The organism is Streptomyces caeni, from assembly GCF_042678285.1.
GTDB lineage: Bacteria > Actinomycetota > Actinomycetes > Streptomycetales > Streptomycetaceae > Streptomyces > Streptomyces caeni.
In genome coordinates, this window is the sequence record NZ_JBHUDX010000021.1 from 1 (window position 1) to 26391 (window position 26391).

Consider the following 26391-nt stretch of genomic DNA (forward strand, 5'->3'; position numbering starts at 1 on the left):
ATCCGTCGGCCGAGGCGGGCCGTGCGGCTTCGGGGGCCGCCGCCGGGGACTGCCGCCGGTCACCGCCGCGCCGCCGCGCGCCGGTGTCACGAGTGGCGGGCGCCGTGGGGACGGAGCCGGACCGGCGAACCCGGCACCGGCCATGGCGAGGGTCTGCGTCGCATACCCCGCTCCGGCGCGGGAAGGCGTGACGATCTCGGTGCGGGGCCGCCCGGCCGCCTTCTGGGCGGGCCCGGCGAAGTCCGGTGCGGTTCGGCAGCACCCCAAGGGGGCGCGGTCAACTGCGCGATCAGCCACGACGAACCCGCGGCTGGTGTACCGGACTTCCAGCGAAGCGCTCAGGCGGGGCCGCCGAGGGCCTCGGGGGTCGTCTCCCTGAGCCCGCCTTCCAGCAGCAGCCAGCGGGTGACCCCGATCGACTCCAGGAAGGGCAGGTCGTGGCCGGCCACGATCAGCGCGCCCTCGTACGACTCCAGGGCCGTGACGAGCTGCCGCACGCTCGCCATGTCGAGGTTGTTCGTCGGCTCGTCGAGCATCAGCAGCTGCGGTGCCGGCTCGGCTAGCATCAGCGCGGCCAGGGTGGCGCGGAAGCGTTCGCCGCCCGACAGGGTTCCGGCCGGCTGGTCGGCGCGCGCGCCACGGAACAGGAAGCGGGCCAGACGTGCCCGGATCCGGTTGCCGGTGGCGCCGGGGGCGAACCGGGCCACGTTCTCCGCGACCGACAGACCGTCGTCGAGAACGTCCAGCCGCTGCGGCAGGAAACGCAGCGGCACGTGCGCCGTGACCTCGCCCGCCACGGGTTCCAGCTCGCCCGCGATCGTGCGCAGCAGCGTGGTCTTCCCCGCGCCGTTGCGTCCGACGAGCGCGATCCGCTCCGGACCGTGCACATCGAGGCCGCCCTCCATACGGGCACCGTACGCCGGCTGCAGATCCCGCAGCGTCAGCACGGACCGCCCCAGCGGCACCGCCGTGTGGGGCAGGTCGACACGGATCTCGTCGTCGTCCCGCACCGCCTCGACCGCCTCGTCGAGGCGCTCCCTGGCCTCGGCGAGCCTCTCCTCATGCAGGATGCGGTGCTTGCCGGCGGACTCCTGGGCCGCCCGTTTGCGCGCCCCCATGACGATCTTCGGTTCGCGTTTGCTGTCCCACATCTTCTGGCCGTACCGCTTGCGGCGGGCCAGCTTCATCTGGGCCTCGGCCAGTTCGCGCTTCTGCCTGCGCAGGTCGGACTCGGCGACGCGCACCATGCGCTCGGCCGCCTCCTGCCCGACGGCCAGGGCCTCCTCGTACGCGGAGAAGGTGCCGCCGAACCAGGTGACCTCTCCGGCACGCAGATCCGCGATCTGGTCGACCAGATCGAGGAGTTCACGGTCGTGGCTGACCACGACCATCACTCCCGGCCATGCCTCGACCGCCGCGTACAGCCGCCGACGGGCGTACAGGTCGAGGTTGTTGGTCGGCTCGTCCAGCAGCAGGACGTCCGGGCGCCGCAGCAGCAGCGCGGCCAGCCGCAGCAGGACGGACTCGCCGCCGGAGACCTCGCCGATCGTGCGGTCCAGACCGATGTGGCCGAGGCCGAGTTCGCCGAGCATCGCCTCGGCGCGCTCCTCCACATCCCAGTCGTCGCCGACGGTCGCGAAGTGCTCCTCGGCCGCGTCGCCCGCCTCGATGGCGTGCAGTGCGGCGCGCCGCGCCGCGATGCCGAGCGCCTCGTCCACCCGCAGGGCGGTGTCGAGCGTGACGTTCTGCGGCAGGTAGCCGATCTCGCCGTGGACGTGCACGGTGCCGCCGGACGGGGTGAGTTCACCCGCGATCAGTTTCAACAGGGTGGACTTTCCGGCACCGTTGGCGCCGACGAGGCCGGTCCGGCCGGGGCCGAACGCGATCTGGAGGCCGTCGAAGACACGGGTGCCGTCGGGCCAGGAGAAGGACAGGGACGTACCGGTGAGTGAAGGGGAGAGTGACATGCGGGCCTCGCGACTGTTCGGGATGGGCGGGGGCGACGCGTGTGAGACACCGCACGGGGCGACGGCCGTGAACAGGGGAAGAGCCCTGCACCGGGGGACGGCTCGAATGCCGAGGTCGCACGCTACGCACACGGACGCGGACAGCGCCGTGTGACGCGGTGTCTCAAGACCTCAGACGAGCAACGTCCTTCTCCCCTCGACGGCGACAGAACCGCTGTACACCGTAGGAACGGGCCTGAGGGGTGTCAACGCATTAACGTGGTCGGCGGCCGGGGCGTGTCCACGGCCGCCCGAGGCGAGCCCGGACCGGCCGTGCCGCCCGACCCCGCAAGGAGACCTCGTGCCCGACGGCTCCCCCTCGCCGGCCGCGCTGTTGTACCTGCTGGCCTGGGACACCACCAGGCTCAGGCTCACCGGCGAGACCCGGCTCGCCTACCTGGTGCGGGCCGGCGCCCTCACCGAACTGGCCCAGCGCGGGCTGCTCGTCGACGTGGACGGCGTCGCCACCCCGGCAGACCCCGACGCCCGCACCGGTGACCCCGTCCTCGACGGTCTCCTGGAACTCGTCGAGGAGTCCCGGCCCCGCCGCTGGAAGACCTGGGTCACGCTGCGTGCCGGCGTCACCCTCGATGCCGTCCACGCCCAGCTCACCGCCGGCGGCTGGCTGCGCGCCGGGAAGAAGCGGACGCTCGGGGTCTTCCCTTCCGTGGAGTACGAGCTGGAGCGGGTGCCAGGGGTGGTGGCGCTGCAGCAGGAGGTGCGGCAGGTGATCGAAGGGCCGGTGCCCGTCACGGAGGTCTCCGACCGTGACGCCGCCCTCGCGGCCCTGGCCGCGGCGGCCGAACTGGGCACGGTCGTGACCGCCGCGGACCGCAAGCGTCACAGGGAGCGCATCGAGGCGCTGACGGAGCGGAGCGGTGCCGCGGCTCCCGCGCTGCGGAAGGTCGTCCACGAGGTCCGCACGGCCATGGTCGTCGCGGCCACGGCCGGCGGGGCCACGGCCGGCGGGGCGGGGGCGACGGCCGGCTGAGGCGGGCCGGGCGGACGTGGCCGTCGGATTCCCGCCAGCCGGCGCCCGGTGCCCGCTGGTCGACTCGTCCCCGGGAGCGACGACACCCTGCCGCACGAGCGGGCCCTGGCCTGGCCTTCCGCGCCCTGTACATCCCCGGCCGTCCCCTCGCCCCCAACGTCTGGGACGCCCCGGTGCGCGGCTCGTCGAGGAGGCGGGCGCGGCCGCCGTCGCCACCACCAGCGCCGGGCTCGCCCGGGAACCGGGGTCCGCCGACGGCGACCGGCTCTCCCGTGACGACGCCCTGGCAGCGCTCGCGCGGATCACGGACACGACGGACACGGTGGCGGTCCCGGTGAGCGCGGACACTGTGAACGGGCTACGCGCACGACCCGGCGGGCGTCGGAGACACGGACAGGGCGGTGCTCGCGGCGGGTGCCTTCGGCGTGAACATCGAGGACGGTCTGTACGGCGGCGAGAGCCCGCTGCGTCCGGTCGCCGGACAGGCCGCGCGCATCGCCGCGGCGCGCGCGGCCGCCGACGCGGCCGGGGTGCCGCTGTTCGTCAACGCCCGTGTCGACACGTATCTGCGGGGCGCCGGGGGCACGGCGGACACGCCGGAGCGGGCCGCCGCCTTCCTCGCCGCCGGAGCGGACGGCGTCTTCGTCCCCGGGGCCGTCGACCCGGTGACCGTCAAGGCGCTCGCCGAGGGCATCGAGGGGCCGCTGAACGTGCTGGCCGGGCCCGGTGCGCCGACCGTCGCCGAACTGGCCGCCCTCGGGGTCGCCCGGGTCAGTGCCGGGTCCGGTGTCGTGCAGGCCGTCCGCGGCCCGGTCCGCCGCGCCGTACGGGAGCTGCTGGTCGCGGGGACGTACGAGGCGCTGTCCGGCGGGCTCGACCACGAGGAGCTCAACGGGCTGCCCGGCGCCGGACGTCGGCCCCCACGGGGTGGGTCCGGTCGCTGAACGGCCGCCTCCGGCGGCCCCTCAGCAGGCGTCGCGTATCAACTCGGCGAGATCGCGGTCCAGATCCACCTGCAGATGCTCCAGACCGACCGGCACCAGATCCGTGGTCCGCCGCAGGAAGCGGCGGATCTCGCCCGAGTGGACGTGCACCACGGCGGTCCCCTCCGGCGCGTGGAACTCCAGCACGGTGCGGTCGTAGCCGTACGGCCGCACCCGGACGTCGCCGTGGCCCTCAGGGCCCTCCAGGCCCGCCGTGAGCAACTCGCGGGCGAAGGTCCAGCAGACCTCCACACCTTCCAGGGTGGCCGGGGCCGGGAAGGTCATGCGGACGGCGAACGGGTCGCGCCGGTCGTAGTGGAGCGTGGCCGGAATGCTCGGCATCCGCGGCGCGGCGGCGACGAGACGGGCCTCCACGGGCTGCTCGATGACGGTGGACAACGCCTTGCTCCCTTGTGACGGCTGGACGGGCTGCGTGCGGGTGAGGCCGGGCACTTGACGAGACGATGAATGGAGCCGACCCGTGCACATGAAACCCGAGTGACCTCTGTCACCGAGACCATGCCGACGGGCGATCCGGGGTGACGGTCCGCTCCGTCCCGAGACCACCGGAACACCGGAGAGGACACCGGGGAACGGGCGTACGGTTCCCGGGCGAGGACGTCTGGACGTTCCCCGCTGAGGCCGTCTGGACGGCGCCGGGGACTGGGCTGGCTTCGCGCGCCTGGGCGCCGCCGTCGGTGGTGCGCAGCACTACGCCTGCCTCGCCTTCTTCGACCGGCGCCACGGCCTGGCGGTGAGCGACCCGGTCGACGGCGGGTTCCGCATTCTGCCCACCGGCGTCGGCGGCCGCCCCTGGAGGACCGTCGACACGGGCTCGTACGACACGGTGGACTGCGGCCCCGACCTCGGGTGCCGGGCCGCTGGGGAGCGGTGCTGGGCCGCCGGGGAGCAGGGACGGGTGGCGCATCTGGAGCCCTGACGGTGGTCCCGGTGGAAATCGGGTACCCGGTGGTCCCGCACCTGAGAGGAAGTGACCTGTCATGCCACGCGGCTCCAGCCCGAAGCGGGAACGCCAGTACGAGCACATCAAGGAGAGCGCTCTCGACCGCGGGGAGAGCGAGCGGCGCGCCAAGGAGATCGCGGCTCGGACCGTGAACAAGGAGCGTGCCCGTTCCGGCGAGTCCAAGACCGCGAGCCGCACGTCCACGCAGGACATCTCGTCCGGCAGGCGAGGCGGTCTGCGCTCGGGGAAGGGCTCGCAGGGGCCCACCTACGACCAGCTGTACGAGGAGGCGAAGCGGCGCAACATCCGCGGCCGTTCGGACATGAACAAGAGCGAACTGCGGCGCGCGCTGGGCGGTAAGTGACGGCAGCCCGCGGGGCCGTACGCTCGGCATCACCATGACGACCGTACGCATCCCCGCGGGCTGGCCCGCGACCGAAGAAGAAGCCCGAGCCGTGCAGGACGAGTTGCGCGGCCGGGTCATCCTCGACGAGCCGGGGCCGCCACCCGGAGCCGGCACCGTGACGGGGGTCGACGTCGCCTACGACGACGAGCGGGGAGTGGTCGCGGCGGCTGCCGTCGCCCTGGACGCGGCCACGCTCGGCCAGGTCGCCGAGGCCACCGCGGTCGGCGAGGTCTCCTTCCCGTACGTGCCCGGCCTGCTGGCCTTCCGCGAGATACCCACCGTTCTGGCAGCCCTGGCGGCCCTGGACCGCGACCCCGGTCTGGTCGTCTGCGACGGCTACGGCCTCGCCCACCCGCGCCGGTTCGGCCTCGCCTGCCACCTGGGCGTCCTCACCGGGCTGCCCACGATCGGGGTCGCCAAGAACCCCTTCACCTCCACCTACGAGGAGCCCGCCGCTCCGCGCGGCAGCAGCAGCCCCCTGCTCTCGGGCGGTGAGCGGGTCGGCCGGGCTCTGCGCACCAGGGCAGGCGTCAAACCGGTCTTCGTCTCCGTGGGCCACCGGACCGGCATCGACAACGCGTGCGCGCACACCCTCGCACTCACCCCGAGGTACCGCATCCCCGATACCACACGGCGCGCCGACGCCCTGTGCCGGCTGGCCCTCCGGAACGCCGTCGGCCGGCCGGGTGCGCCGGGCTGACCCCGTACCGGGCACCCGTGGTGGATACCCGTTCCGACTACCCGTACTGAGTACCCGTGCTGAGTATCTGTACGGATGTGGCCGTGCCGTCGTCATCGGCAGGCTGTGCCCATGACGACGCAGCGTCCCTCCAAAGCCATGAGCAACCCCGCCCAGCCCGTCGAGCGCGCCGTGACGGCCGTGCTCCTGCTGGGCGTGATCACCGGGATCGCCTGGATCGGCGGGATGATCTACACAGTCCTGGAGTGACGGTCCCAGCACCCCTACCGCCGGGCCGCCACCCGGAAGGTGATGCCGGCGGTGCGGAGGCGCTCGATGAGCGCGTTGCCCATCGCTTCCGCCGGGGTGACCTGGCCGGACGTGCGGGGCAGATCGTCGAGGGCGAGGGACAGGGCCGACTCGGCGAACATCTTCGCCGTCTCGTCGTATCCCGGATCGCCGCCCGCGACCTCCGTGAACACCCGCCGCCCGCCGCCCTCGCCCACGAACCGCACCGAGAACCAGCTCTTCGCCCGCTTCTCGGGCCCCGGCCCGTCCCCGGGCCTGAGCCGGTCCGACAGCCATCGCCGGGCGGGCGGCACCTGCGCCGCCGTCAACAGCGCGCCGACGGCCGCGACCCCTGCCACCGCGTACGGCAGGGTCTCGACCGCCGCGTAGTGCCGGTAGCGGAAGTCGGGGCCGTAGCGCTCCAGCACCCGCGCCGAGCGGCGCACCACCTGGGGGTCGATGGTCGGCAGCGGCAGCGCCCAGGCACCGACCTCCGCCGCGTACCGCGGAGCGCCGAACGGCGCCTGCGCCCGCCGCCCCAGCAGCCGAGGCTCGTGGCGGGCGCGGTCGCGGGCCGCGGCCAGCATCTGCGGACCGCGCGCGAACTGGCCGAGCGCGGAGGCGAGCGTTCCGCCCGAGAACATCGCCTGCGAACGGACGTATCCGTCCACCCTGAGCGGCACCCCTTCGGGAAGCTGCTGCACGGTGAAGTACGCCCCCAGGTCGTGCGGTACCGAGTCGAAGCCGCAGGAGTGCACGAGCCGTGCACCCGTCTCCCGCGCCCGGGCGTCGTGCCGCACATACATGAGGTCGACGAATTCGGGCTCACCGGTCAGGTCCAGGTAGTCGGTGCCCGCGTCGGCGCAGGCGGCCACCAGCTCCTCGCCGTACCGCAGATAGGGTCCGACGGTGGTGGCCAGTACACGCGTGTCGCGGGCGAGTCCGGCCAGCGACTGCGGGTCCTGGGCGTCCGCCTGGAGCAGCCCGGGCTCGGCGCCGCCCGCGAGGCGTTCCCGCAACCGCTCCAGCTTGCTGCCGCTGCGTCCCGCGATCGCCCAGCGCAGTCCCTCGGGCGCATGCGCGGCGAGGTAGTGCGCGGTCAGCGCGCCCACGAAACCCGTGGCCCCGAAGAGCACGATGTCGTACGCGCGATTAGATTTCCGCCTGTTCATGACACCTCTCCGCCCCAGCGTCGTTGCCGGGCCTGAGGCTAGCGTGAGGCGGCCGTGGCCGGACGGCGAGGTCGGCGTGGCGCCACCGGCAACCCCCGCTCACCCCGTTTGCCTGTGGTATGAGACGGTTTGACGGCGGGAATTCGACTAAGCGCTTGCTCGTTGAGGTATTGCCCGTGGGGCGGCCTGTTCATAACATCACCGATGTCACATCAGTTGTGTCACAGAGAGCCTGGAGGCTGGATGACAGGGCCAGGGACGCCGGGACACGGCCCGCTCGCCGACGTGCGCGTCATCGAGCTGGCGGGCATCGGGCCCGGCCCGTTCGCCGGGATGCTCCTCGCCGACCTGGGCGCCGACGTCGTCCGCGTGGACCGGCCCGACGGCTCGGGGCTCGCGATCAATCCCGAGTACGACGTCACCAACCGCAACAAGCGCTCGGTGGTCGTCGACCTGAAGGCACAGGACGGCCCGGCCCGCGTCCTGGACCTGGCCGAGCGAGCCGACATCCTCATCGAGGGCTACCGCCCCGGCGTCGCGGAACGCCTCGGCGTCGGTCCCGAGACCTGCCACGCCCGCAACCCGAGGCTCGTCTACGGCCGTATGACCGGCTGGGGCCAGGAGGGCCCGCTCGCCCCGCGCGCCGGACACGACATCGCCTACATCGCGCCCACCGGCACCCTCGGTCTGATCGGAGACCCGGACGCGCCGCCCGCGATCCCCGCCAACCTGGTCGGCGACTACGCGGGTGGCTCGCTCTACCTGGTCGTCGGCGTCCTCGCGGCCCTCCACCACGCGCGTGAAACGGGCACCGGACAGGTCGTGGACGCGGCCATCGTCGACGGCGCGGCGCACCTGGCCTCGATGATCCACGGCATGCTCGCCGCCGGTGGCTGGCAGGACCGGCGGGGCGCCAACCTCCTCGACGGAGGCTGCCCCTTCTACGGCACCTACGAGACCGCCGACGGCCGGTACATGGCCGTCGGCGCCCTGGAGCGGCAGTTCTTCGAGGAGTTCGTGGACCTGCTGGGCATCGGGCACCTGGCCCCGGCCCACAAGGACGTCGCCCGCTGGGGGGAACTGCGCGAGGCGGTCGCGGACCGCTTCAAGACCCGCACACGGGACGAGTGGACGGCCGTCTTCGATGGCTCCGACGCGTGCGTCGCGCCCGTCCTCTCGCTCCGCGAGGCCCCGGCGCACCCCCACCTCGCCGCCCGCGGCACATTCGTGGACCACGGCGGCATCACCCAGCCGGCGCCGGCACCGCGTTTCTCGAACACCCGCACGTCGGTACGCGGCGGGCCCGCGCGGCCCGGCGCCGACACCGCCGGCGTCGCACGCGACTGGGATGTGCCCCGGCTCCTCGGGGACGGAGCCTGATGCAGCCGCCGACGGCACTCGTCCCCACGGCCGCCCGAGCGCGCTCTTCCAGGGCTCCCGCGGCCCCGGGCCCGGCGGTCGCCCGCACCGAGCGCCCGAAGACCGCCGACGGCCCCACGCACCTCCCGGTCCTGCCCGGGAAGACCCACGAGACGCGGGGCGCGGACCGCATCGGGGGCACCGCGCACCCGGGGACGGCCCCGGGTGCGCCCCGGAGCGCCGTCGGCTCCCCGCCCGCGCCCGGTGTCGGCACGGTGTCTGGTGCCGGCACGGCGCCCGGCGTCGGCACCGCCCCCGGCGTCGGCACCGCGCCCGGCGGTGACATCGCCGCCGTCCGCCGCCGTCCCGTTCGCCCGGAAGCCGCCCGGGACCGCGCCGTGCCGGGCCGGGAGGCCCGCCCGATAGCGCGCCGTGGCATGCCGTGCCGTGCGCGCCCCCATGCACCCCGTCAGGCCGGCCGGCCCGGAGCCGGCCCGGCTGGTCGAAAGCGTCGAGAACCGGCTCCCAGGAGGGCGAGCGCGACATGAAGCGGCAGATCTTCACCGCCGACCACGAGGCGTTCCGCGAGACCGTGCGCACCTTCCTCGCCAAGGAGGTGCTGCCGCACTACGAGCAGTGGGAGAAGGACGGCATCGTCTCCCGCGACGCCTGGCGGGCGGCAGGAAAGCAGGGCCTGCTCGGACTCGCCGTGCCCGAGGAGTACGGAGGCGGCGGCACCCCCGACTTCCGCTACAGCGCCGTACTCGTGGAGGAGTTCACGCGCGCGGGAGCCTCCGGGCTCGCGCTCGGGCTGCACAACGACATCATCGGGCCGTATCTGACGGGCCTCGCCACCGAGGAGCAGAAGCGGCGCTGGCTGCCCGGCTTCTGCGACGGCTCGATCGTCACCGCCATCGCCATGACGGAGCCCGGCGCGGGCTCCGACCTCCAGGGCATCAGGACCCGCGCCGAGGACAGGGGCGACCACTGGCTGCTCAACGGCTCCAAGACCTTCATCTCCAACGGGATCCTCGCCGACCTGGTGGTCGTCGTGGCCCGGACGACCCCCGAGGGCGGGGCGCACGGGCTGTCGCTGCTCGTCGTGGAGCGGGGCATGGAGGGCTTCGAACGCGGCCGCAACCTCGACAAGATCGGCCAGAAGGCGCAGGACACGGCCGAGCTGTTCTTCCATGACGTGCGCGTGCCCAAGGAGAACCTGCTGGGCGAGCTCAACGGCGCCTTCGTGCACCTGATGACGAACCTCGCCCAGGAGCGGCTGAACATCGCCGTCGCCGGGATCGCCGCCGCCGAGCACCTGCTGGAGATCACCACCGAGTACGTCAAGGAGCGCGAGGCGTTCGGACGACCCCTCGCCAGACTCCAGCACATCCGTTTCGAGATAGCCGAGATGGCGACCGAGTGCGCCGTCACCCGCGCCTACCTCGACCGCTGCATCGCCGACCACACCAACGGCGAACTGGACGCCGTACACGCCTCCATGGCCAAGTGGTGGGCGACCGAACTGCAGAAGCGGGTCGCGGACCGCTGCCTGCAACTGCACGGCGGCTACGGCTACATGACGGAGCACCGTGTCGCCAGGGCCTTCACCGACGGCCGCATCCAGACCATCTACGGCGGGACCACCGAGATCATGAAGGAGATCATCGGTCGTTCCCTGCTCGGCTGACCCTCCCCGAAAGGCTTACCCGTGAGCACCGAAGCGTACGTGTACGACGCGATCCGCACCCCGCGCGGGCGCGGCAAGGCCAATGGCGCCCTGCACGGCACCAAGCCCATCGACCTCGTGGTCGGACTCATCCACGAGATGCGGCGGCGTTTCCCGGACCTCGACCCGGCCGCGATCGACGACATCGTCCTCGGCGTCGTCGGGCCGGTCGGTGATCAGGGCTCCGACATCGCCCGCATTGCCGCCATCGCCGCCGGCCTGCCCGACACGGTGGCCGGCGTCCAGGAGAACCGCTTCTGCGCGTCCGGTCTGGAGGCGGTCAACCTGGCCGCCGCCAAGATCCGCTCGGGCTGGGAGGACCTGGTGCTCGCGGGCGGTGTCGAGTCGATGTCGCGAGTCCCCATGGCCTCGGACGGCGGCGCCTGGTTCGCCGACCCGATGACCAACATGGCCACCAACTTCGTGCCGCAGGGCATCGGCGCCGACCTGATCGCCACGATCGAGGGCTTCTCCCGCAGGGACGTCGACGAGTACGCGGCACTGTCCCAGGAGCGGGCCGCGACCGCCTGGAAGGAAGGCCGCTTCGAGAAGTCCGTGGTCCCTGTGAAGGACCGCAGCGGACTCGTCGTCCTGGACCACGACGAGCACATGCGGCCCGGCACGACCGCCGACTCGCTCGGCAAGCTCAAGCCGTCCTTCGCGGACATCGGCGACCTGGGCGGCTTCGACGCCGTGGCGCTGCAGAAGTACCACTGGGTCGAGCAGATCGACCATGTGCACCACGCGGGCAACTCCTCCGGCATCGTCGACGGCGCGTCGCTCGTCGCCATCGGCTCCAAGGAGGTCGGCGAGCGCTACGGGCTGCGGCCGCGGGCCCGGATCGTGGCGGGCGCGGTGTCCGGCTCCGAGCCGACCATCATGCTGACCGGACCGGCCCCCGCGACGCGCAAGGCGCTCGCCAAGGCCGGGCTGACGATCGACGACATCGACCTGGTCGAGATCAACGAGGCGTTCGCCGCGGTCGTCCTGCGCTTCGCGAAGGACATGGGGCTGCCGCTGGACAAGATCAACGTCAACGGCGGCGCCATCGCCCTGGGGCACCCGCTGGGCGCGACCGGCGCGATGATCCTCGGCACCCTGGTGGACGAACTGGAGCGGCAGGACAAGCGGTACGGGCTGGCCACGCTGTGCGTGGGCGGCGGCATGGGCATCGCCACCGTCGTCGAGCGCCTCTGACCTTCCCCAACGGATTCCTACGGAGCACCCCTGATGAGCACTGAGTCCACCACCATCCGCTGGGAGCAGGACGACACCGGCATCGTCACCCTGGTCCTCGACGACCCCAACCAGTCCGCGAACACCATGAACCAGGCGTTCAAGGAGTCCATCGCCGCGATCGCCGAGCGCGCCGAGGCCGAGAAGGACTCGATCCGCGGCGTCATCTACACCTCCGCCAAGAAGACGTTCTTCGCGGGCGGAGACCTGAAGGACATGATGAAGGCCGGCCCCGAGGACGCCCAGCAGGCGTTCGAGACGGGTGTGGCGATCAAGAACTCCCTGCGCCGCATCGAGACGCTCGGCAAGCCGGTCGTCGCCGCCATCAACGGCGCGGCCCTGGGCGGCGGCTACGAGATCGCGCTCGCCTCCCACCACCGTGTCGCCCTCGACGCCCCCGGCTCCAAGATCGGCCTCCCGGAGGTCACGCTCGGCCTGCTCCCGGCGGGCGGCGGCGTCACCCGCACCGTGCGCCTGATGGGCATCGCGGACGCCCTGCTGAAGGTGCTGCTCCAGGGCACCCAGTACTCGCCGCGACGCGCCCTGGAGAACGGTCTCGTGCACGAGGTGGCCGCCACCCGCGAGGAGATGCTGGACAAGGCCCGCGCCTTCATCGACGCCAACCCCGTCTCGCAGCAGCCCTGGGACAAGCCGGGCTACAGGATTCCGGGCGGTACACCGTCCAACCCGAAGTTCGCCGCCAACCTGCCCGCCTTCCCGGCCAACCTGAGGAAGCAACTGGGCGGCGCCCCCTACCCGGCCCCGCGCAACATCCTCGCGGCGGCCGTGGAGGGCTCCCAGGTCGACTTCGAGACCGCCCTGACCATCGAGGCCCGCTACTTCACCGAGCTGGTCACCGGCCAGACGGCGAAGAACATGATCCAGGCGTTCTTCTTCGACCTCCAGGCCGTCAACTCCGGTGCCAACCGTCCGGGGGGCATCGAGCCGCGCCAGGTCCGCAGGGTCGCCGTCCTCGGCGCCGGGATGATGGGTGCGGGCATCGCCTACTCGTGCGCCCGCGCGGGCATCGACGTCGTCCTCAAGGACGTCTCTCCCGAGGCGGCAGCCAAGGGCAAGGGCTACTCCGAGGAGCTGTGCGCCAAGGCGGTCGCGAGGGGGCGTACGACCCAGGACAAGGCGGACGCGCTGCTCGCCCGCATCACCCCCACCGCCGAGGCCGCCGACCTCGCGGGCTGCGACGCCGTGATCGAGGCCGTCTTCGAGGACCCGGCGCTCAAGCACAAGGTCTTCCAGGAGATCGAGCACATCGTCGAGCCCGACGCGCTGCTGTGCTCCAACACCTCCACCCTGCCGATCAGCGCGCTTGCCGAGGGCGTGGAGCGGGAGCCCGACTTCATCGGCCTGCACTTCTTCTCGCCTGTCGACAAGATGCCGCTCGTCGAGATCATCAAGGGGGAGCGGACCGGAGACGAGGCACTGGCGCGCGCCTTCGACCTGGTCCGGCAGATCAACAAGACGCCGATCGTCGTCAACGACTCGCGCGGCTTCTTCACCTCGCGGGTCATCGGCCACTTCATCAACGAGGGTGTCGCGATGGTGGGCGAGGGCATCGAGCCCGCGTCCGTGGAGCAGGCGGCCGCCCAGGCGGGCTACCCCGCCAAGGTGCTCTCCCTCATGGACGAGCTGACCCTCACACTTCCCCGCAAGATCCGCAACGAGACCAGGCGGGCCGTCGAGGAGGCGGGCGGCACCTGGACCCCGCATCCGGCCGAGGCCGTCATCGACCGCATGGTCGACGAGTTCGGCCGCACAGGACGCAGCGGCGGCGCGGGCTTCTACGAGTACGGCGAGGACGGCAAGCGCGGGCGGCTGTGGCCGGGCCTGCGCGAACACTTCACCAAGCCGGGCCACGAGATCCCCTTCGAGGACATGCAGGAGCGCATGCTGTTCTCCGAGGCGCTGGACACCGTCCGGCTGCTGGAGGAGGGCGTGCTGACGTCCGTCGCCGACGCCAACATCGGCTCCATCTTCGGGATCGGCTTCCCGGGCTGGACCGGCGGCGTCCTGCAGTACATCAACGGCTACGACGGCGGCCTTCCCGGGTTCACGGCCCGCGCGCGGGAACTGGCCGAGCGGTACGGCGAGCGGTTCACCCCGCCCGCGCTGCTGGTGGAGAAGGCGGAGAAGGGCGAACGGTTCACCGACGCGCGCTGAGGCGTTCCGCGGGTACCCGCAGCGGGCTCCCCCTGGGCCTCTGCGGGTACCCTCCCGGGTCAGGACTCCGGTGCGGGCCGTGCGTCCGTCAGCCACTCCCGCAGCTCCTGCTTCAAGGAGCGCTGGAAGGCGGTGAGCAGGGCCTGGACCACCAGCGGATGCATGTGCGCGGACAGGGACTTCACGGCTGTGGCGTCACGTTCTGCGACCGCGTCCCGGAACAGCTGTGACAACTCGCGGGCCGCCGCACGCGAGTGTTCGATGAGGACGCGGCGGGCGGCGAGGATCGACTCCAGGGCGAGGGGCACGTCGAGGAGCTGGACGCCGAGCCGCAGCAGGCCCGGATCCACTCGGAACGCCCCCTCGTGCGGCGCCACCACGTCCATCGCCCCGAGCCGCTCCAGGTCCTCCTCCCGAAGCGGCCGCCCCGCGCGCCGCTCCAGCTCCTCGCGCGTCATGGTCTCCACCGCGTCCGGAGCCCAGGACGCCACGACGGCGCGGTGCAGGGCGAGGTCCCGGGCGCTCAGGTCCGCCGGCAACTGCTGCAGATAGCGTTCGATCGCGGCCAGCGTCATGCCCTGGTGCTGCAGTTCCTCGATGAGCGCCAGCCGGGCCAGGTGCTCGGGCCCGTAGTGGCCCACGCGCCGGGGGCCGATCACGGGCGGCGGGAGCAGCCCCCTGCTGCTGTAGAAGCGGACGGTGCGGACCGTGACGCCGGCCCGCGCGGCCAGCTCGTCGACGGTGAGCGTCGGCTCCTCGGTCTCGGTCGTCATGTGCAGCAGTATCGCTGTCTCACCAGTACTGTGAAACCTCAACGGCACGCCTCACATCCCGCGCGCTGCACCCCGACCGCGGCATCCCGTTCACCGCGGTGCCGCAGCCCGCCGGCACCAGGCGGGCCGTGGACCTCGTCGACCAGGACGGCAGACGGCTGTCCCTCCACGACGCGACCCGCTCCCACGAGACGGACCCGCCGCCCGAGCCGGCGGTCCGGGCGCCGGGCGGCGCGAGCCACCACGTCCACGTCGCCATCACCCGCCCGTACGCGCACGCGCTGTCCGAGCTGTGTGAGATCGGTGCGTCGTCTTCTGTCCGCGCCGGTGCCGCCGGCCGGCCCGGCGCGCACCATGCGCCGCACCGCTGGGCGGGGCCGGGCCCGGACGGTCGTCGCCACGGCCGACGCCGGGTGCGTGCCTTCTGGCCGGCGGTGGGCTGGCCCGTGCGCTGCCCGTGACGCCGCCCGCCCCGGTGGTGGGCTCCCATGGGGCGGGCGACGCCCTCGCCGCCGGTCTCTCTCCGGCCGCCTGCGCGGTGAGCCACCGCTGCGCTGCGCCCTTTACGGCGCGGGGGCCGCGGCGTACGCCTGCACGGTGCCGTCCACGGGGACGGCCGCGACCGGCCGCGAGGACCTGCTCGCCCGGGCGGCAGCGACCGGGACCCTAACGCGCTGCGGCGCGCAAGCCCGCCCCGGGCCGCCCCGTCCCGGAGGGGTCAGCCCCCGTGCACGCCGTTCGTCGCCGCGATCTCCTTCCAGGACTTCGGCTGTGGCACGGTGGCCGACGTCCTTGCGAGGGACACGGTACGGGCCGCGGACACGGCGGGCTTGGACGGCTGGAACAGCCAGGTGTCGAAGAGCGCGTCCAGCGGCTTCCCGGACACCTTCTCGGCGTACGCCCGGAAGTCCGCGACCGAGGCGTTGCCGTACGCGTGCTCCTTGGGCCAGCCCTTCAGGATGGCGAAGAACGCATCGTCGCCGACCTCGTTGCGCAGGGCCTGGACGGCGAGCGCACCCCGGTCGTAGACCGCGATGTCGAACTGGTTGTCGGGTCCCGGGTCACCCGGCGCGACCGTCCAGAACGGATCGTCCGCCGGGTGCGAGGCGTACACGTAGTCGGCCAGTTCCTGCGTGGTGCCCTCGCCCTCGTGCTCGGACCACAGCCATTGCGCGTAGCGGGCGAAGCCCTCGTTGATCCAGATGTCCCTCCATCCCTTGAGTGACACGTCGTCGCCGTACCACTGGTGTGCCAGCTCGTGCACGACGACGGACGTGTTGGAGCCGTTCGCGAACTGCCTCGGGCTGTAGTAGACGCGGGTCTGGGTCTCCAGGGCGTACCCGGTGGTGGTGTCGGGCACGTACCCGCCGACCGAGTCGAAGGGGTACGGCCCGAAGTATCCGGTCAGCCAGTCGACGAGTTCCCCGGTCCGCTCCACGCTCGCCCGCGCGGCCCCGTCGTTGTCGCCGAGGTTCCTGCTGTAGGCGTTGACGACCGGCACGCCGCCCTCCGACCTACCGGTCGTGACGTCGAACCTCCCGATCGCGAGCGTGGCGAGATACGTCGCCTGCGGTGCGCGGGACCGCCAGGTGTAGCGGGTCCAGCCGAGCCTGGAACTCGTGGACTGCAGTGTGCCGTTGGAGATCGCCTGGGTGCCGTCCGGCACGGTCACCGACACGTCGTAGGTCGCCTTGTCGCTCGGGTGGTCGTTGCTCGGGAACCACCACCAGGCAGCCTCGGGCTCGTCCGCCGCGACCGCGCCGTCCGGGGTGCGGTGCCAGGTGGTGAAGCCGTATGCGCTCTTCGTGGAGGGAACCCCCCGGTAGCGGACCACGACGGTGACCGGCGTGCCCTTCCGCAGCGGGGCGGCGGGGGTGATCTCCAGTTCGTGCTGGCCGGACGTGGCGAAGGCCGCCTTCGCGCCGTTCACCCGCACCTCGCTGACGTCCAGCAGGAAGTCCAGGTCGAAGCGGGACAGATCCTGCGTGGTGGTGGCCAGGACGGTTGCCGTGCCTTCCAGTTCGTCCGTCCGCGGCTGGTACTTCAGCCGCAGGTCGTAGTGCGAGACGTCGTATCCGCCGTTGCCGTAGTACGGGTAGTAGGGATCGCCGATACCCGGAGCGCCGGGCTGGTAGGCGGCGGCCGATGCCGGGACCGCCAGCAGCAGGGAAGCCGCCGCGAGCGCGCCCGGGGCGATGAGTCTGCGATGCACGAGAACTCCAAGTCGTAGGAGCACGAGGTCCGTTCGGAGCCCATTCAGACCCGGTGACCCCCGGCGTGTCCATGGCCACCGCCGTCCCACGATCGCCATCCGGCCGTCACGGGAGCGGCCGTCCGGCGGTGCCCGGCGTGGCCGGGGCCACCCGGACCGACGGCGGCATCTCCGCCGGGCACCCCCACCTGACCGCCGGCCCGGGTGCCGTTCGCCGGAGGGGCCGCCGCGTTCGCCCGCGCCACCGCAGGGCCCGCCTCCACCGGACCGGGGACCACCCGCCGCGACGGTGGGACCCGGCACACCGTCCGCCGGGTTCCCCGAGGCGGGTGCCGCTCAGGCGCCCGGGCGTGCCAGCCCCGCCGCCTCGCGCGCGCAGCCCCAGGCCACCGTGACGCCCGCGCCGCCGTGTCCGTAGTTGTGCACCAGCACTCCGCCGCCGGCCAGCGGTTCCCGCTCCAGCCGGACGGCGTCCCGGGCCGGCCGCAGCCCCACCCGGTGATCCAGGACCCGGGCGCCGGCTATCTCCGGCCGCACCGCGGCGCACCGCGCCACGATCTCCGCTGCCGTCCGCGGATCGGGCGTCAGGGACCAGGCGTCCTCCTCGGCGGTGCCGCCCAGGATGAGCCCGTCGGGCTGCGGGAAGAAGTACGTGCTCACGTCGGCCGTGTGGTCCACCGACGTCAGCCAGGTGGTGATCCCGGGGTTCTCCACCACGACGAGCTGGCCGCGCACCGGGCGCAGCCGCGGGTCCGGTACCAGTTCGCGGGCGCCCAGGCCCGTGCAGTTGACCACAACGGGCGCCTCCGCTGCCGGTTCCGCCAGGTTCGCGACGGCCCGCTCCTCGACCCGCCCGCCGGCCCGCAGCAGCCGCTCGCGCAGCCACGGCAGATGCCTGCCCATGTCGATGAGGGGCAGTCGGGCCCACAGACCGGTCCCGGCGTACTCGGCGTCCGTCGACGGCCTGAGTCCCTCGACGCCCGAGGCCCACGGCCCGAGGCCGTCCAGCCGCGTCTCCCCGTGTACGCCCTCGACCATGCGTACGCCCGTCTCCTCGGGCCGCAGCGCCAGTTCCCCGTACACGACGAGGGAGTCCAGGGCCCATGCACCCACCAGGGACTCCGGTTCGATCCGGTAGGGCCACCACACCGCGCCCGCGACCGCCGAGGTCGTCCGCTCGGCGGGCTCACGCGTCCACACCCGCACGCGCCGGCCGCTCTCCGCCAGGACGATCGCCGTCGTCAGCCCGATGACGCCGCCGCCCACCACGATCACATCACCGCTCTGATCTCTCTCCACGCGGGGACGGTAGCGGAATGCGGGCTGCCGTGCTCATATCACTGTCGGTGTGGGGATACTCACGGGATGTCTGACGCGTACGCGACCTTCGGCCTGGCACCGGCGATGCGTGCCGGCGGTCTCCTCACCGACGGTGACGTCCGGCTGCACCGGGACTTCGTGGACTTCGTCGTCGACGGGCGCTCGCCGCTGTTCCGGCTCTCCGCCCCGGACGCGGTGTCCCCGCTCGCCTCCGACATGCCCCCGGGATCTTCACCGCGCAGGTGCGCGGACTCCTGCTGGAGGCCGACGCCCCGCCGGCGGGCGGCCGCTGCGTCATCCACGGCTGCCCGGAGTGCCAGGACCCGGCTTGCGGGGCCGTCACCGCGGTCGTCCAGCGGGACGGCGACGATGTCGTGTGGCGGGACTTCGCCCGGCAGACCGGCCAGCGGGAGGACCTGGAGCTCAACGGCTACGACGGAACGAGGCCGTTCCGCTTCCGGGGTGAGGAGTACCGCCGCGCCCTCGACGCACTGCTCGACGGCGGTTCGGCCCGGCGGCGCCGGATCCTGCTGCTCGGCGCGCGCGTCGCCGTCCTCGCCCGGCTCGCCGCCGCACTGCGCACCATCGGCATCGGGGCGGAGATCGCGCAGGACGCCACGGACGTGCCCGCCGGCGAACTGCGCGGCCACGGCGCGCTGGTCTTCGGCCGGGTGGCCGGCGAGCGGGAACGTGCCGCAGTACGGTGGGGCTGCGCGGACGCCTGCGTCGACGTGGCGTATGCCGGCGGGCTCGCGCCGATCGTTCCGCTCCTGGTCGCCCGGATCGAGCACGCCCCGGACGGCAGCCCCGGGCAGCAGCACCGCCTCACCCGCCTGACCGCCGCCGCCGCCGGCGGTCAGGCGGACGTCGAGGTCACCTCCACATGCCGGGGCCGCGTCACCACCTACCGTCAAGGCCGCCTGCACGGCGTCCACGCCCAGGAGGTCCTCGACGCGGTGCCGGGGCCGGGCCGCCATCGAGTCGTCCTCGGTCCCGGGACGGCGAAAGGGGCCTCCTTCGTGGTGGTCAGGACCTCGGGGAGCGTGCTGGTGGCCGCGGTGGCGGGCTGAGCACCCGGCGGGCCCGTCCCGTCCGCCGGCCCCGCGACGCGCTCGTTAGGATCGGCGTCTGATGACTGCCACCCTCGTCGCCAAGAACCTCGCCGCCGGGCACGGCGACCGCTCGCTCTTCTCCGGGCTCGACCTCGTCGTCGCGCCCGGTGACGTGATCGGGCTCGTCGGTGCCAATGGAGCCGGCAAGTCCACCCTGCTGCGGATCCTCGCCGGGCTGCTCGCCCCGGAGCAGGGGGAGCTGCTGCTGTCCCCGCCCACCGCGACGGTCGGGCACCTGCCGCAGGAGCCGGAACGGCGGCCGGGCGAGACGGTGCGGGAGTTCCTGGCGCGCCGCACGGGCGTGGCGCAGGCCCAGCGCGTGTTGGACGAGGCCACGCAGGGGCTCGTCGACGGGAGACCGGGTGCCGACGACGCGTACGCGCTGAGCCTGGAGCGCTGGCTCGGTCTCGGCGGCGCCGACCTGGACGAGCGCGCCGAGGACGTCGTCGGCTCGCTCGGTCTGACCGTCGGCCTGGACCAGCCGATGACATCCCTGTCCGGCGGTCAGGCGGCCCGCGCAGGACTGGCCTCGCTGCTGCTGTCCCGCTACGACGTCTTCCTGCTCGACGAGCCGACCAACGACCTGGACCTGGGCGGGCTGGAACGGCTGGAGCGCTTCGTCGGCGGACTGCGGACCGGGACGGTCGTCGTCAGCCATGACCGCGAGTTCCTCACCCGCACGGTCACCAAGGTCCTCGAACTCGACCTGGCGCAGCGGCAGATCAACCTCTACGGCGGCGGATACGCGGCCTACCTGGAGGAGCGCGAGAGGTCCCGTCGGCACGCCCGCGAAGACTACGAGGAGTACGCCGACAAGAAGGCCGCCCTCCAGGAGCGGGCCCGGACGCAGCGGGCCTGGATGGACAAGGGCGTGCGGAACGCGCGGCGCAAGGCGGGCAGTGACAACGACAAGATCGGCCGCAAGTTCCGCAGCGAGGCCAGCGAGAAGCAGGCCGCGAAGGCCCGGCAGACCCAGCGCATGATCGAGCGACTGGAGGTCGTCGAGGAACCCCGCAAGGAGTGGGAACTGCGCATGGAGATCGCGGCCGCCCCCCGCTCGGGTGCGGTCGTCGCGAGTCTGCGGGACGCCGAGGTGCGGCGCGGCGGCTTCACGTTCGGGCCGGTGACGCTGCAGATCGACTGGGCGGACCGGGTCGCGGTGACGGGCGCGAACGGAGTCGGCAAGTCGACCCTGCTCGGCGCGCTGCTGGGCCGTGTCCCGCTGGACGCGGGCCACGCCGCCCTCGGCTCGGGCGTCCTGGCCGGCGAGGTGGACCAGGCGCGTGGGCTGTTCCACGGCCCGGAGCCCCTGCTGGACGCGTTCCGCGCGGCGGTCCCCGACACGGAGCCGGTCGACGTGCGCACGCTGCTCGCCAAGTTCGGCCTGAAGACGGACCACGTCCTGCGCCCGGCGGCGACCCTCTCGCCCGGCGAACGGACGAGGGCCGCCCTGGCGCTGCTGCAGGGCAGGGGCGTGAACCTCCTGGTCCTGGACGAGCCGACCAACCACCTCGACCTTCCGGCCATCGAACAGCTGGAGTCGGCCCTGGACTCCTACGAGGGCACGCTGCTCCTGGTCACCCACGACCGCCGGATGCTGGACGCGGTACGGGTGAGCCGCCGGCTGGAGGTGGCCGACGGCAAGGTGAGCGAAGCCGGGTGACCGGGCGCGGGGGAGCGGGCAGGGGTGAGCGGGTGCCCGGCCCGGCTTCCCCGGCGGCACGCTGCGGCCGGACCCGGGCCCGGCCGCAGCGTGCCGCCGGACCCGGACCGCGGTTGCCTCAGCGGCGGCCGGGCTTCTGGCCGAGCAGACCCGCGCGGCGCAGCGCGTCGGCCATCGCGCTGTTGGTCGGCGGGGGCGCCTGACGCGAGCCGCGGCCACCGCCGCGCCCCTGCCGCTGTCCCTGACCCTGCCGCTGTCCCTGACCCTGCCGCTGCTGGGGCGGCCGTCCACCGCGCTGGCCCTGTGCGGCGGCCTCGTCGTCCAGCCGCAGCGTCAGCGAGATCCGCTTGCGCGGAATGTCGACGTCCAGCACCTTCACCTTGACGATGTCACCCGGCTTCACCACGTCCCGCGGGTCCTTGACGAACGTCTTCGACATCGCGGACACATGCACCAGGCCGTCCTGGTGGACACCGACGTCCACGAACGCCCCGAAGGCGGCGACGTTCGTGACGACGCCCTCCAGGATCATCCCGGACGACAGGTCGGAGATCTTCTCGACACCCTCCTTGAAGGTCGCGGTCCTGAACGCGGGGCGGGGGTCGCGCCCAGGCTTCTCCAGCTCCTTCAGGATGTCGGTCACCGTCGGCAGACCGAACGTCTCGTCCACGAAGTCGGCCGGCCGCAGGGAGCGCAGCACCGACGTGTTGCCGATGAGGGAGGCCACCTCCTGGCCCGTGGTCTTCACCATGCGCCGGACCACCGGGTATGCCTCCGGGTGCACGCTGGACGCGTCCAGCGGATCGTCGCCGCCCCGGATCCGCAGGAAGCCCGCACACTGCTCGTACGCCTTCGGCCCGAGTCGTGCCACGTTCTTCAGCTCCGCGCGGGACGTGAACGGGCCGTTGGCGTCACGGTGCGCCACGATGTTCTCCGCGAGTCCCGAGGAGATGCCGGAGACCCGGGCGAGGAGCGGGGCCGACGCCGTGTTGACGTCCACACCCACGCCGTTCACACAGTCCTCGACCACCGCGTCCAGCGAGCGCGACAGCTTCACCTCGGACAGGTCGTGCTGGTACTGGCCGACGCCGATGGACTTCGGGTCGATCTTCACCAGCTCGGCGAGCGGGTCCTGGAGGCGGCGGGCGATGGACACCGCGCCGCGCAGCGACACGTCCATGTCGGGCAGCTCCTGCGAGGCGAACGCCGACGCCGAGTACACCGACGCACCCGCCTCCGAGACCATCACCTTGGTGAGCTTCAGCTCCGGATGCCTCGCGATGAGTTCACCGGCGAGCTTGTCGGTCTCGCGGGACGCCGTGCCGTTGCCGATCGCGACCAGCTCGACCGCGTGCTCCCGGGCGAGGCGCGCCAGCTTGGCGATCGCCTCGTCCCACTTGTTGGCCGGCACGTGCGGGTAGATGACGTCCGTGGCCACCACCTTGCCGGTCGCGTCCACCACGGCCACCTTCACGCCTGTGCGGAAACCGGGGTCCAGGCCCAGCGTCGCGCGGGTGCCGGCCGGGGCGGCGAGCAGCAGGTCCCGCAGGTTCGCCGCGAACACCGCCACCGCCTCGTCCTCGGCGGCCGTCCGCAGACGCAGCCGCAGGTCGATGCCGAGGTGCACGAGGATGCGGGTGCGCCAGGCCCAGCGGACGGTGTCCGCCAGCCACTTGTCCGCGGGGCGGCCGCGGTCGGCGATCCCGAAGCGGTGCGCCACTGTCCCCTCGTACGACGACGGGCCGTCCGTGGGCTCCTCCGGCTCCAGGACCAGGTCGAGCACCTCCTCCTTCTCGCCGCGCAGCATGGCGAGGATCCGGTGCGAGGGCAGCTCGGTGAACGGCTCGGCGAAGTCGAAGTAGTCGGCGAACTTCGCGCCCGCCTCCTCCTTGCCCTCCCGCACCTTGGCGGCGAGACGCCCGCGCACCCACATCCGCTCGCGCAGCTCGCCGATGAGGTCGGCGTCCTCGGAGAACCGCTCCGTCAGGATCGCCCGGGCGCCGTCGAGCGCGGCCTGCGGATCGGCCACCCCCTTGTCCGGGTCGACGAAGGCGGCGGCCGCGGCGAGAGGTTCCACCGTGGGGTCGCCGAGCAGGCCCTCGGCCAGCGGCTGAAGACCGGCCTCGCGCGCGATCTGCGCCTTCGTGCGCCGCTTCGGCTTGAACGGCAGGTAGATGTCCTCCAGGCGCGCCTTGGTCTCGGCGCCCCGGATCTGCGCCTGAAGCTCCTCGGTCAGCTTGCCCTGCTCGCGCACCGACTCCAGGATCGCCGTGCGCCGCTCCTCCAGCTCCCGCAGATAGCGCAGCCGCTCCTCGATCGTGCGCAGCTGCGCGTCGTCGAGCATCTCGGTCGCTTCCTTGCGGTAGCGGGCGATGAAGGGCACCGTCGAACCGCCGTCGAGCAGTTCGACCGCGGCCCTCACCTGCCGCTCCCGTACGCCGAGCTCCTCGGCGATCCTGCCTTCGATGGACCCTACGAGGGGTGTCGTCACGATCCCGTACCGCCTTCTCCACTGAGGTTGCGCGGCAATTGTGGCAGGTGGCACCGACAACCGGGGGGCAGGGCGGGTGTCGGGGCGACACGGGGCGGTCGCGGAACCCCGCGGCCGTGTGGGACGGGCCCCTCAGACCGGGCGGGCGCCACGCCGTGTCGGGGCCGAAGCCCCGCCCAGCAGCCGGGCGACGGCCCGGCATGGCAGGGTCACGACCGCGGCGACAGGCGCCGCCGATCTGGCGCCGTACGTCTGCGATCGCACGGAACACGGGTCTCTGCCTTCGTCCCCCCGGCGCGCTGCCGGGACGACGTCCGGTTGCCTCAGCTCTTCCCGATCAGGCCCTCGGGGAAGGCGCCGGCCGCGAGCGCCCTGGTCAGAAGCTCGCCCGCCAGTGCCGTGAGCCGCTCGACGCCCGCGGCGCCGAGATGCTCGTACGGGGCCCGGTCGAGGAGGTCCGTCTCCTCCTCGATCCGCGCGCGCAGCGCGGCACCCTTCTCGGTCAGCTCGCCCTCCGCGTCGAGCAGGCCCCGCTCGCGCAGCCGTGCGGTCGCCGCGTCCCAGTCCTCACTGCTCCAGCCGCGGGTGGCCAGGGCCCACTTCGGGGCTATGCCCTTGCCGGTCGCGGTGTGGCTCGCCAGCGCCTCCAGCGGGTCGAGCTCCGCGTGCAGCAGCACCGCGAGATGGCCGTCGCCGCGGTGCTCGCGCAGCAGGGTGGCCGCGTGCCAGAACGCCAGGTGCGGCTCGTCGGGCACGGGCAGATCGGCGTGGGCGGCGTACAGGGGGCGCGCGTGCGGAGTACACGCCTCGGCCGCGCGCAGCGCGAGTTCGGCCGCCTCGGCCATCTCCTTGGAGGCGACGGCCTCCTCGCCGAGCAGCCTCCGCAGCGTCGCGTCGACGGCGCGCAGGCGTGCCGCCAGCACCACCTCGGGGGAGGCCGTCTCCCACACGGCGGGGACGTGCCGCGCCACCAGTCCGGGCCGGAAGTTGGAGAACGTCGCCGTCACGACGCCCGCGCCCACCGGGCCCAGGGCGGCTGCCCGCACCGCGAAGTAGGCGGCCCGCTGGTCGGTGACGCCCACGGCGGTCAGTTCCCGTTTCAGGTCCGGGGAGAAGTAGTGCGTCGAGTGCAGCGGATTGATCACGTTGTGGCAGCGCCGGCCGGCGCGCTCGGGCAGAGGAGAGGTCATGCCCGGCAGATTACCGACTGGTTGGTACGTTGGGAACGGAGGGGCGCCCGATGGCACGGCGTCCGCTCACCTCGTCGAGGAGTCCCGCGCCGGGCGCCGCCTCATCCCGGCGCGGACCAGGTGAACCGCGGGGTCCTGCGCTCCAGGAAAGCGGCGACGCCCTCCGCGGTGTCGCCGCTGCCGCGCGCCTGCTCGGCCCAGTACGCGTCCCGGTCGGTCCGGCCGTTCGTGAACTCCTTGGCGGCGGCTTGTGTCAACTGCGAGCGGGCGACCAGTACGCGAGTGAAGTCCGCCACACGCTTGCCCAGTTCCCCCTCCGGCAGCACCTCGTCGACCAGACCCGTCCGCAGCGCCCGCTCCGCGTCGATCAACTCTCCCGAGAACAGCAGGTACTTGGTCGTGCCGGGACCCGCCAGGGCCACCAGCCGGCGGGTGGCGGAGGCGGGGTAGACGATGCCCAGCTTGGCCGGCGTCACCCCGAACAGCGCGCCCTCCTCGGCGAACCGGAGGTCACAGGCCGCGGCGAGCTGCGACCCGCCGCCCACGCAGTGACCGCGGATCGCCGCCAGCGTCGGCTTCGGGAAGGCGGCCAGCGCCTCCTCGGCCTCCACGGCCAGGGCCTGGGCCGTATCCGGTGACTTCCGCAGCGTGGAGATGTCGGCGCCCGCGCAGAACGTTCCGCCCTCCCCGGTGAGCACCAGCGCCCGGACCGCAGGCTCGGCGGCCAGGTCCGCGAGCAGCGGTGGCAGCGCCCGCCACATGCCGGCCGTCATGGCGTTGCGCCTGGCCGGGTGGTGGATGACGACGGTCGCGACCCCGTCGGTGACGCTGTGCAGCAGCTGCGGATCCATGGGCCGGATGGTATCCGCACCCCCCGCACTCCCGATCAAGAAGGGGCGGGGGGACGGGCGGGGAGAGCCAGGGGCAAACCCGTACAACCCGAAGAGTTCCGAAGTCGGCGCAACGGCGGTACGGAGTGGTCACACAACTGACGGCGTCATACGCCAACGGTCAGATGCCGTCGATACCGGCTGACTTGTGTTCAGTCTTCCGGTACGGACCAGCACATTCCCAACACTCGACATGTGGTGACGATCGAGCGCAAGGGCGGCGAGCGGACGATGGAGAACCGAGGGCGAGGGTACGGCCCGCGCCCTGCGGGCGGCGGGAACGGGACGGGCGGCGGCAGACCGACGGGACCGCTGCCGTACGAGGGCGTGTGGAGGTTCACCGCCGCCGCCGTGGACGCCTCGGTGCCGCAGGCCCGGCACGCCGTACGGGACCTGCTCGCCCGCCAGGGCGTGCCCGTCTCGGACGACACCGTGCAGGCTCTGCTGCTGATCGTCTCAGAACTGGTCACCAACGCCGTCCGGCACGCGGCGCTGCTGTCGCCGATGCTGGCGGTGGAGATCGCGGTCGGACCCGAGTGGGTGCGGGTGGCCGTGGCGGACGACCACCCCTACCGTCCGAGCGCCCTGGAGGCCGATCACGGCCGCACCGGCGGCCGCGGTCTGCTCCTGGTCCGCGAGATCACCCGTGAGGCGGGCGGAGTGTGCGACGTGGAGCACACGGCGAGTGGCGGCAAGGTGATCTGGGCCGCCCTGCCGCTCAAGCCCGTGGGGATCGGCTGAGTCCGTCCGGCCGC

22 protein-coding genes and 2 pseudogenes are annotated in these 26391 nt (G+C 73.0%); 15 read left to right on the forward strand and 9 right to left on the reverse strand.

The genetic code is table 11. From position 1 onward, the window contains the following. Positions 1-338: 338 nt before the first annotated feature. Positions 339-1967, reverse strand: a complete 1629-nt coding sequence (locus tag ACFSL4_RS08390; RefSeq protein ID WP_381080155.1) for an ABC-F family ATP-binding cassette domain-containing protein — start codon at positions 1965-1967, stop codon at positions 339-341. 340 nt (positions 1968-2307) lie between these two features. Between ACFSL4_RS08390 and ACFSL4_RS08395 the strand changes: the two genes are divergently transcribed. The 3 genes and pseudogenes from ACFSL4_RS08395 to ACFSL4_RS08405 all read left to right on the forward strand — a co-directional run bounded on the left by ACFSL4_RS08395 (position 2308) and on the right by ACFSL4_RS08405 (position 3941). Continuing rightward, a complete protein-coding gene (locus tag ACFSL4_RS08395; protein ID WP_381080157.1) occupies positions 2308-2997 on the forward strand; it encodes a GOLPH3/VPS74 family protein in 690 nt (229 codons plus the stop codon). Positions 2998-3013: 16 nt separating this feature from the next. Beyond that, positions 3014-3289 (forward strand): annotated as a pseudogene (locus ACFSL4_RS08400) (hypothetical protein); the annotation flags it as partial. Positions 3290-3398: 109 nt separating this feature from the next. Next, positions 3399-3941, forward strand: a complete 543-nt coding sequence (locus ACFSL4_RS08405; RefSeq protein ID WP_381080159.1) for an isocitrate lyase/phosphoenolpyruvate mutase family protein — start codon at positions 3399-3401, stop codon at positions 3939-3941. A gap of 21 nt (positions 3942-3962) precedes the next feature. Here ACFSL4_RS08405 and ssgD read toward each other — a convergent pair whose 3' ends face one another. After that, on the reverse strand, positions 3963-4379 hold the full coding sequence (ssgD, locus tag ACFSL4_RS08410; protein ID WP_381080161.1) for a spore wall synthesis regulator SsgD: 417 nt from the start codon (positions 4377-4379) through the stop codon (positions 3963-3965). Between the two features lie 355 nt (positions 4380-4734). On the opposite strand from ssgD, the gene ACFSL4_RS08415 reads away from it, so the two are divergent. The 4 genes from ACFSL4_RS08415 (at position 4735) to mmpA (ending at position 6299) form a co-directional block, all read left to right on the forward strand. After that, positions 4735-4920 carry a hypothetical protein gene (locus tag ACFSL4_RS08415; protein ID WP_381080339.1) on the forward strand — a complete coding sequence of 62 codons (186 nt, stop codon included), beginning with the start codon at positions 4735-4737 and terminating at the stop codon, positions 4918-4920. Between the two features lie 61 nt (positions 4921-4981). Further along, complete coding sequence (locus ACFSL4_RS08420) at positions 4982-5308, forward strand: plasmid stabilization protein (protein WP_381080163.1); 327 nt, start codon at positions 4982-4984, stop codon at positions 5306-5308. A 34-nt stretch (positions 5309-5342) separates the two neighbouring features. Then, a complete protein-coding gene (locus ACFSL4_RS08425; protein WP_381080165.1) occupies positions 5343-6050 on the forward strand; it encodes an endonuclease V in 708 nt (235 codons plus the stop codon). Positions 6051-6161: 111 nt separating this feature from the next. Continuing rightward, positions 6162-6299 (forward strand): morphogenic membrane protein MmpA, encoded by a 138-nt coding sequence (mmpA, locus tag ACFSL4_RS08430; RefSeq protein WP_381080167.1) that lies wholly within the window; start codon positions 6162-6164, stop codon positions 6297-6299. Between the two features lie 14 nt (positions 6300-6313). Here mmpA and ACFSL4_RS08435 read toward each other — a convergent pair whose 3' ends face one another. Continuing rightward, entirely contained in the window at positions 6314-7489 is a 1176-nt protein-coding gene (locus tag ACFSL4_RS08435; RefSeq protein WP_381080169.1) for a saccharopine dehydrogenase family protein, read from the reverse strand. 243 nt (positions 7490-7732) lie between these two features. Between ACFSL4_RS08435 and ACFSL4_RS08440 the strand changes: the two genes are divergently transcribed. The 4 genes from ACFSL4_RS08440 to ACFSL4_RS08455 all read left to right on the forward strand — a co-directional run bounded on the left by ACFSL4_RS08440 (position 7733) and on the right by ACFSL4_RS08455 (position 13985). Further along, positions 7733-8869 carry a CaiB/BaiF CoA transferase family protein gene (locus tag ACFSL4_RS08440; protein WP_381080171.1) on the forward strand — a complete coding sequence of 379 codons (1137 nt, stop codon included), beginning with the start codon at positions 7733-7735 and terminating at the stop codon, positions 8867-8869. Positions 8870-9392: 523 nt separating this feature from the next. Beyond that, entirely contained in the window at positions 9393-10535 is a 1143-nt protein-coding gene (locus ACFSL4_RS08445) for an acyl-CoA dehydrogenase family protein (RefSeq protein ID WP_381080173.1), read from the forward strand. 21 nt (positions 10536-10556) lie between these two features. After that, positions 10557-11771: an acetyl-CoA C-acetyltransferase gene (locus ACFSL4_RS08450; protein ID WP_381080175.1), complete on the forward strand. Its 1215-nt coding sequence runs from the start codon at positions 10557-10559 to the stop codon at positions 11769-11771. Positions 11772-11804: 33 nt separating this feature from the next. Then, a complete protein-coding gene (locus tag ACFSL4_RS08455) occupies positions 11805-13985 on the forward strand; it encodes a 3-hydroxyacyl-CoA dehydrogenase NAD-binding domain-containing protein (protein ID WP_381080177.1) in 2181 nt (726 codons plus the stop codon). Between the two features lie 59 nt (positions 13986-14044). On the opposite strand, the gene ACFSL4_RS08460 is transcribed toward ACFSL4_RS08455, so the two are convergent. Beyond that, positions 14045-14758, reverse strand: a complete 714-nt coding sequence (locus ACFSL4_RS08460; protein ID WP_381080179.1) for a MerR family transcriptional regulator — start codon at positions 14756-14758, stop codon at positions 14045-14047. A 98-nt stretch (positions 14759-14856) separates the two neighbouring features. Between ACFSL4_RS08460 and ACFSL4_RS08465 the strand changes: the two genes are divergently transcribed. After that, the gene (locus ACFSL4_RS08465; RefSeq protein ID WP_381080181.1) at positions 14857-15219 is read left to right on the forward strand and encodes a hypothetical protein; all 363 of its coding nucleotides are present in this window, start codon (positions 14857-14859) and stop codon (positions 15217-15219) included. Between the two features lie 257 nt (positions 15220-15476). On the opposite strand, the gene ACFSL4_RS08470 is transcribed toward ACFSL4_RS08465, so the two are convergent. Further along, positions 15477-16970 (reverse strand): M1 family metallopeptidase, encoded by a 1494-nt coding sequence (locus ACFSL4_RS08470; protein ID WP_381080183.1) that lies wholly within the window; start codon positions 16968-16970, stop codon positions 15477-15479. A gap of 336 nt (positions 16971-17306) precedes the next feature. Then, entirely contained in the window at positions 17307-18269 is a 963-nt protein-coding gene (locus tag ACFSL4_RS08475; RefSeq protein ID WP_381080185.1) for an FAD-dependent oxidoreductase, read from the reverse strand. A 66-nt stretch (positions 18270-18335) separates the two neighbouring features. On the opposite strand from ACFSL4_RS08475, the pseudogene ACFSL4_RS08480 reads away from it, so the two are divergent. Further along, positions 18336-19360 (forward strand): annotated as a pseudogene (locus ACFSL4_RS08480) (oxidoreductase). Positions 19361-19421: 61 nt separating this feature from the next. Further along, a complete protein-coding gene (locus ACFSL4_RS08485) occupies positions 19422-21065 on the forward strand; it encodes an ABC-F family ATP-binding cassette domain-containing protein (protein WP_381080187.1) in 1644 nt (547 codons plus the stop codon). 118 nt (positions 21066-21183) lie between these two features. Here ACFSL4_RS08485 and ACFSL4_RS08490 read toward each other — a convergent pair whose 3' ends face one another. The 3 genes from ACFSL4_RS08490 to ACFSL4_RS08500 form a co-directional block, all read right to left on the reverse strand. Then, positions 21184-23556 (reverse strand): Tex family protein, encoded by a 2373-nt coding sequence (locus ACFSL4_RS08490; protein ID WP_381080189.1) that lies wholly within the window; start codon positions 23554-23556, stop codon positions 21184-21186. 323 nt (positions 23557-23879) lie between these two features. Continuing rightward, a complete protein-coding gene (locus ACFSL4_RS08495; protein WP_381080191.1) occupies positions 23880-24746 on the reverse strand; it encodes an SCO6745 family protein in 867 nt (288 codons plus the stop codon). A 101-nt stretch (positions 24747-24847) separates the two neighbouring features. Further along, a complete protein-coding gene (locus ACFSL4_RS08500; RefSeq protein ID WP_381080193.1) occupies positions 24848-25597 on the reverse strand; it encodes an enoyl-CoA hydratase/isomerase family protein in 750 nt (249 codons plus the stop codon). 270 nt (positions 25598-25867) lie between these two features. Here ACFSL4_RS08500 and ACFSL4_RS08505 point away from each other — a divergent pair, with 270 nt between their 5' ends. Then, positions 25868-26377 carry an ATP-binding protein gene (locus tag ACFSL4_RS08505; RefSeq protein ID WP_381080329.1) on the forward strand — a complete coding sequence of 170 codons (510 nt, stop codon included), beginning with the start codon at positions 25868-25870 and terminating at the stop codon, positions 26375-26377. The last annotated feature ends 14 nt before the right edge of the window (positions 26378-26391 follow it).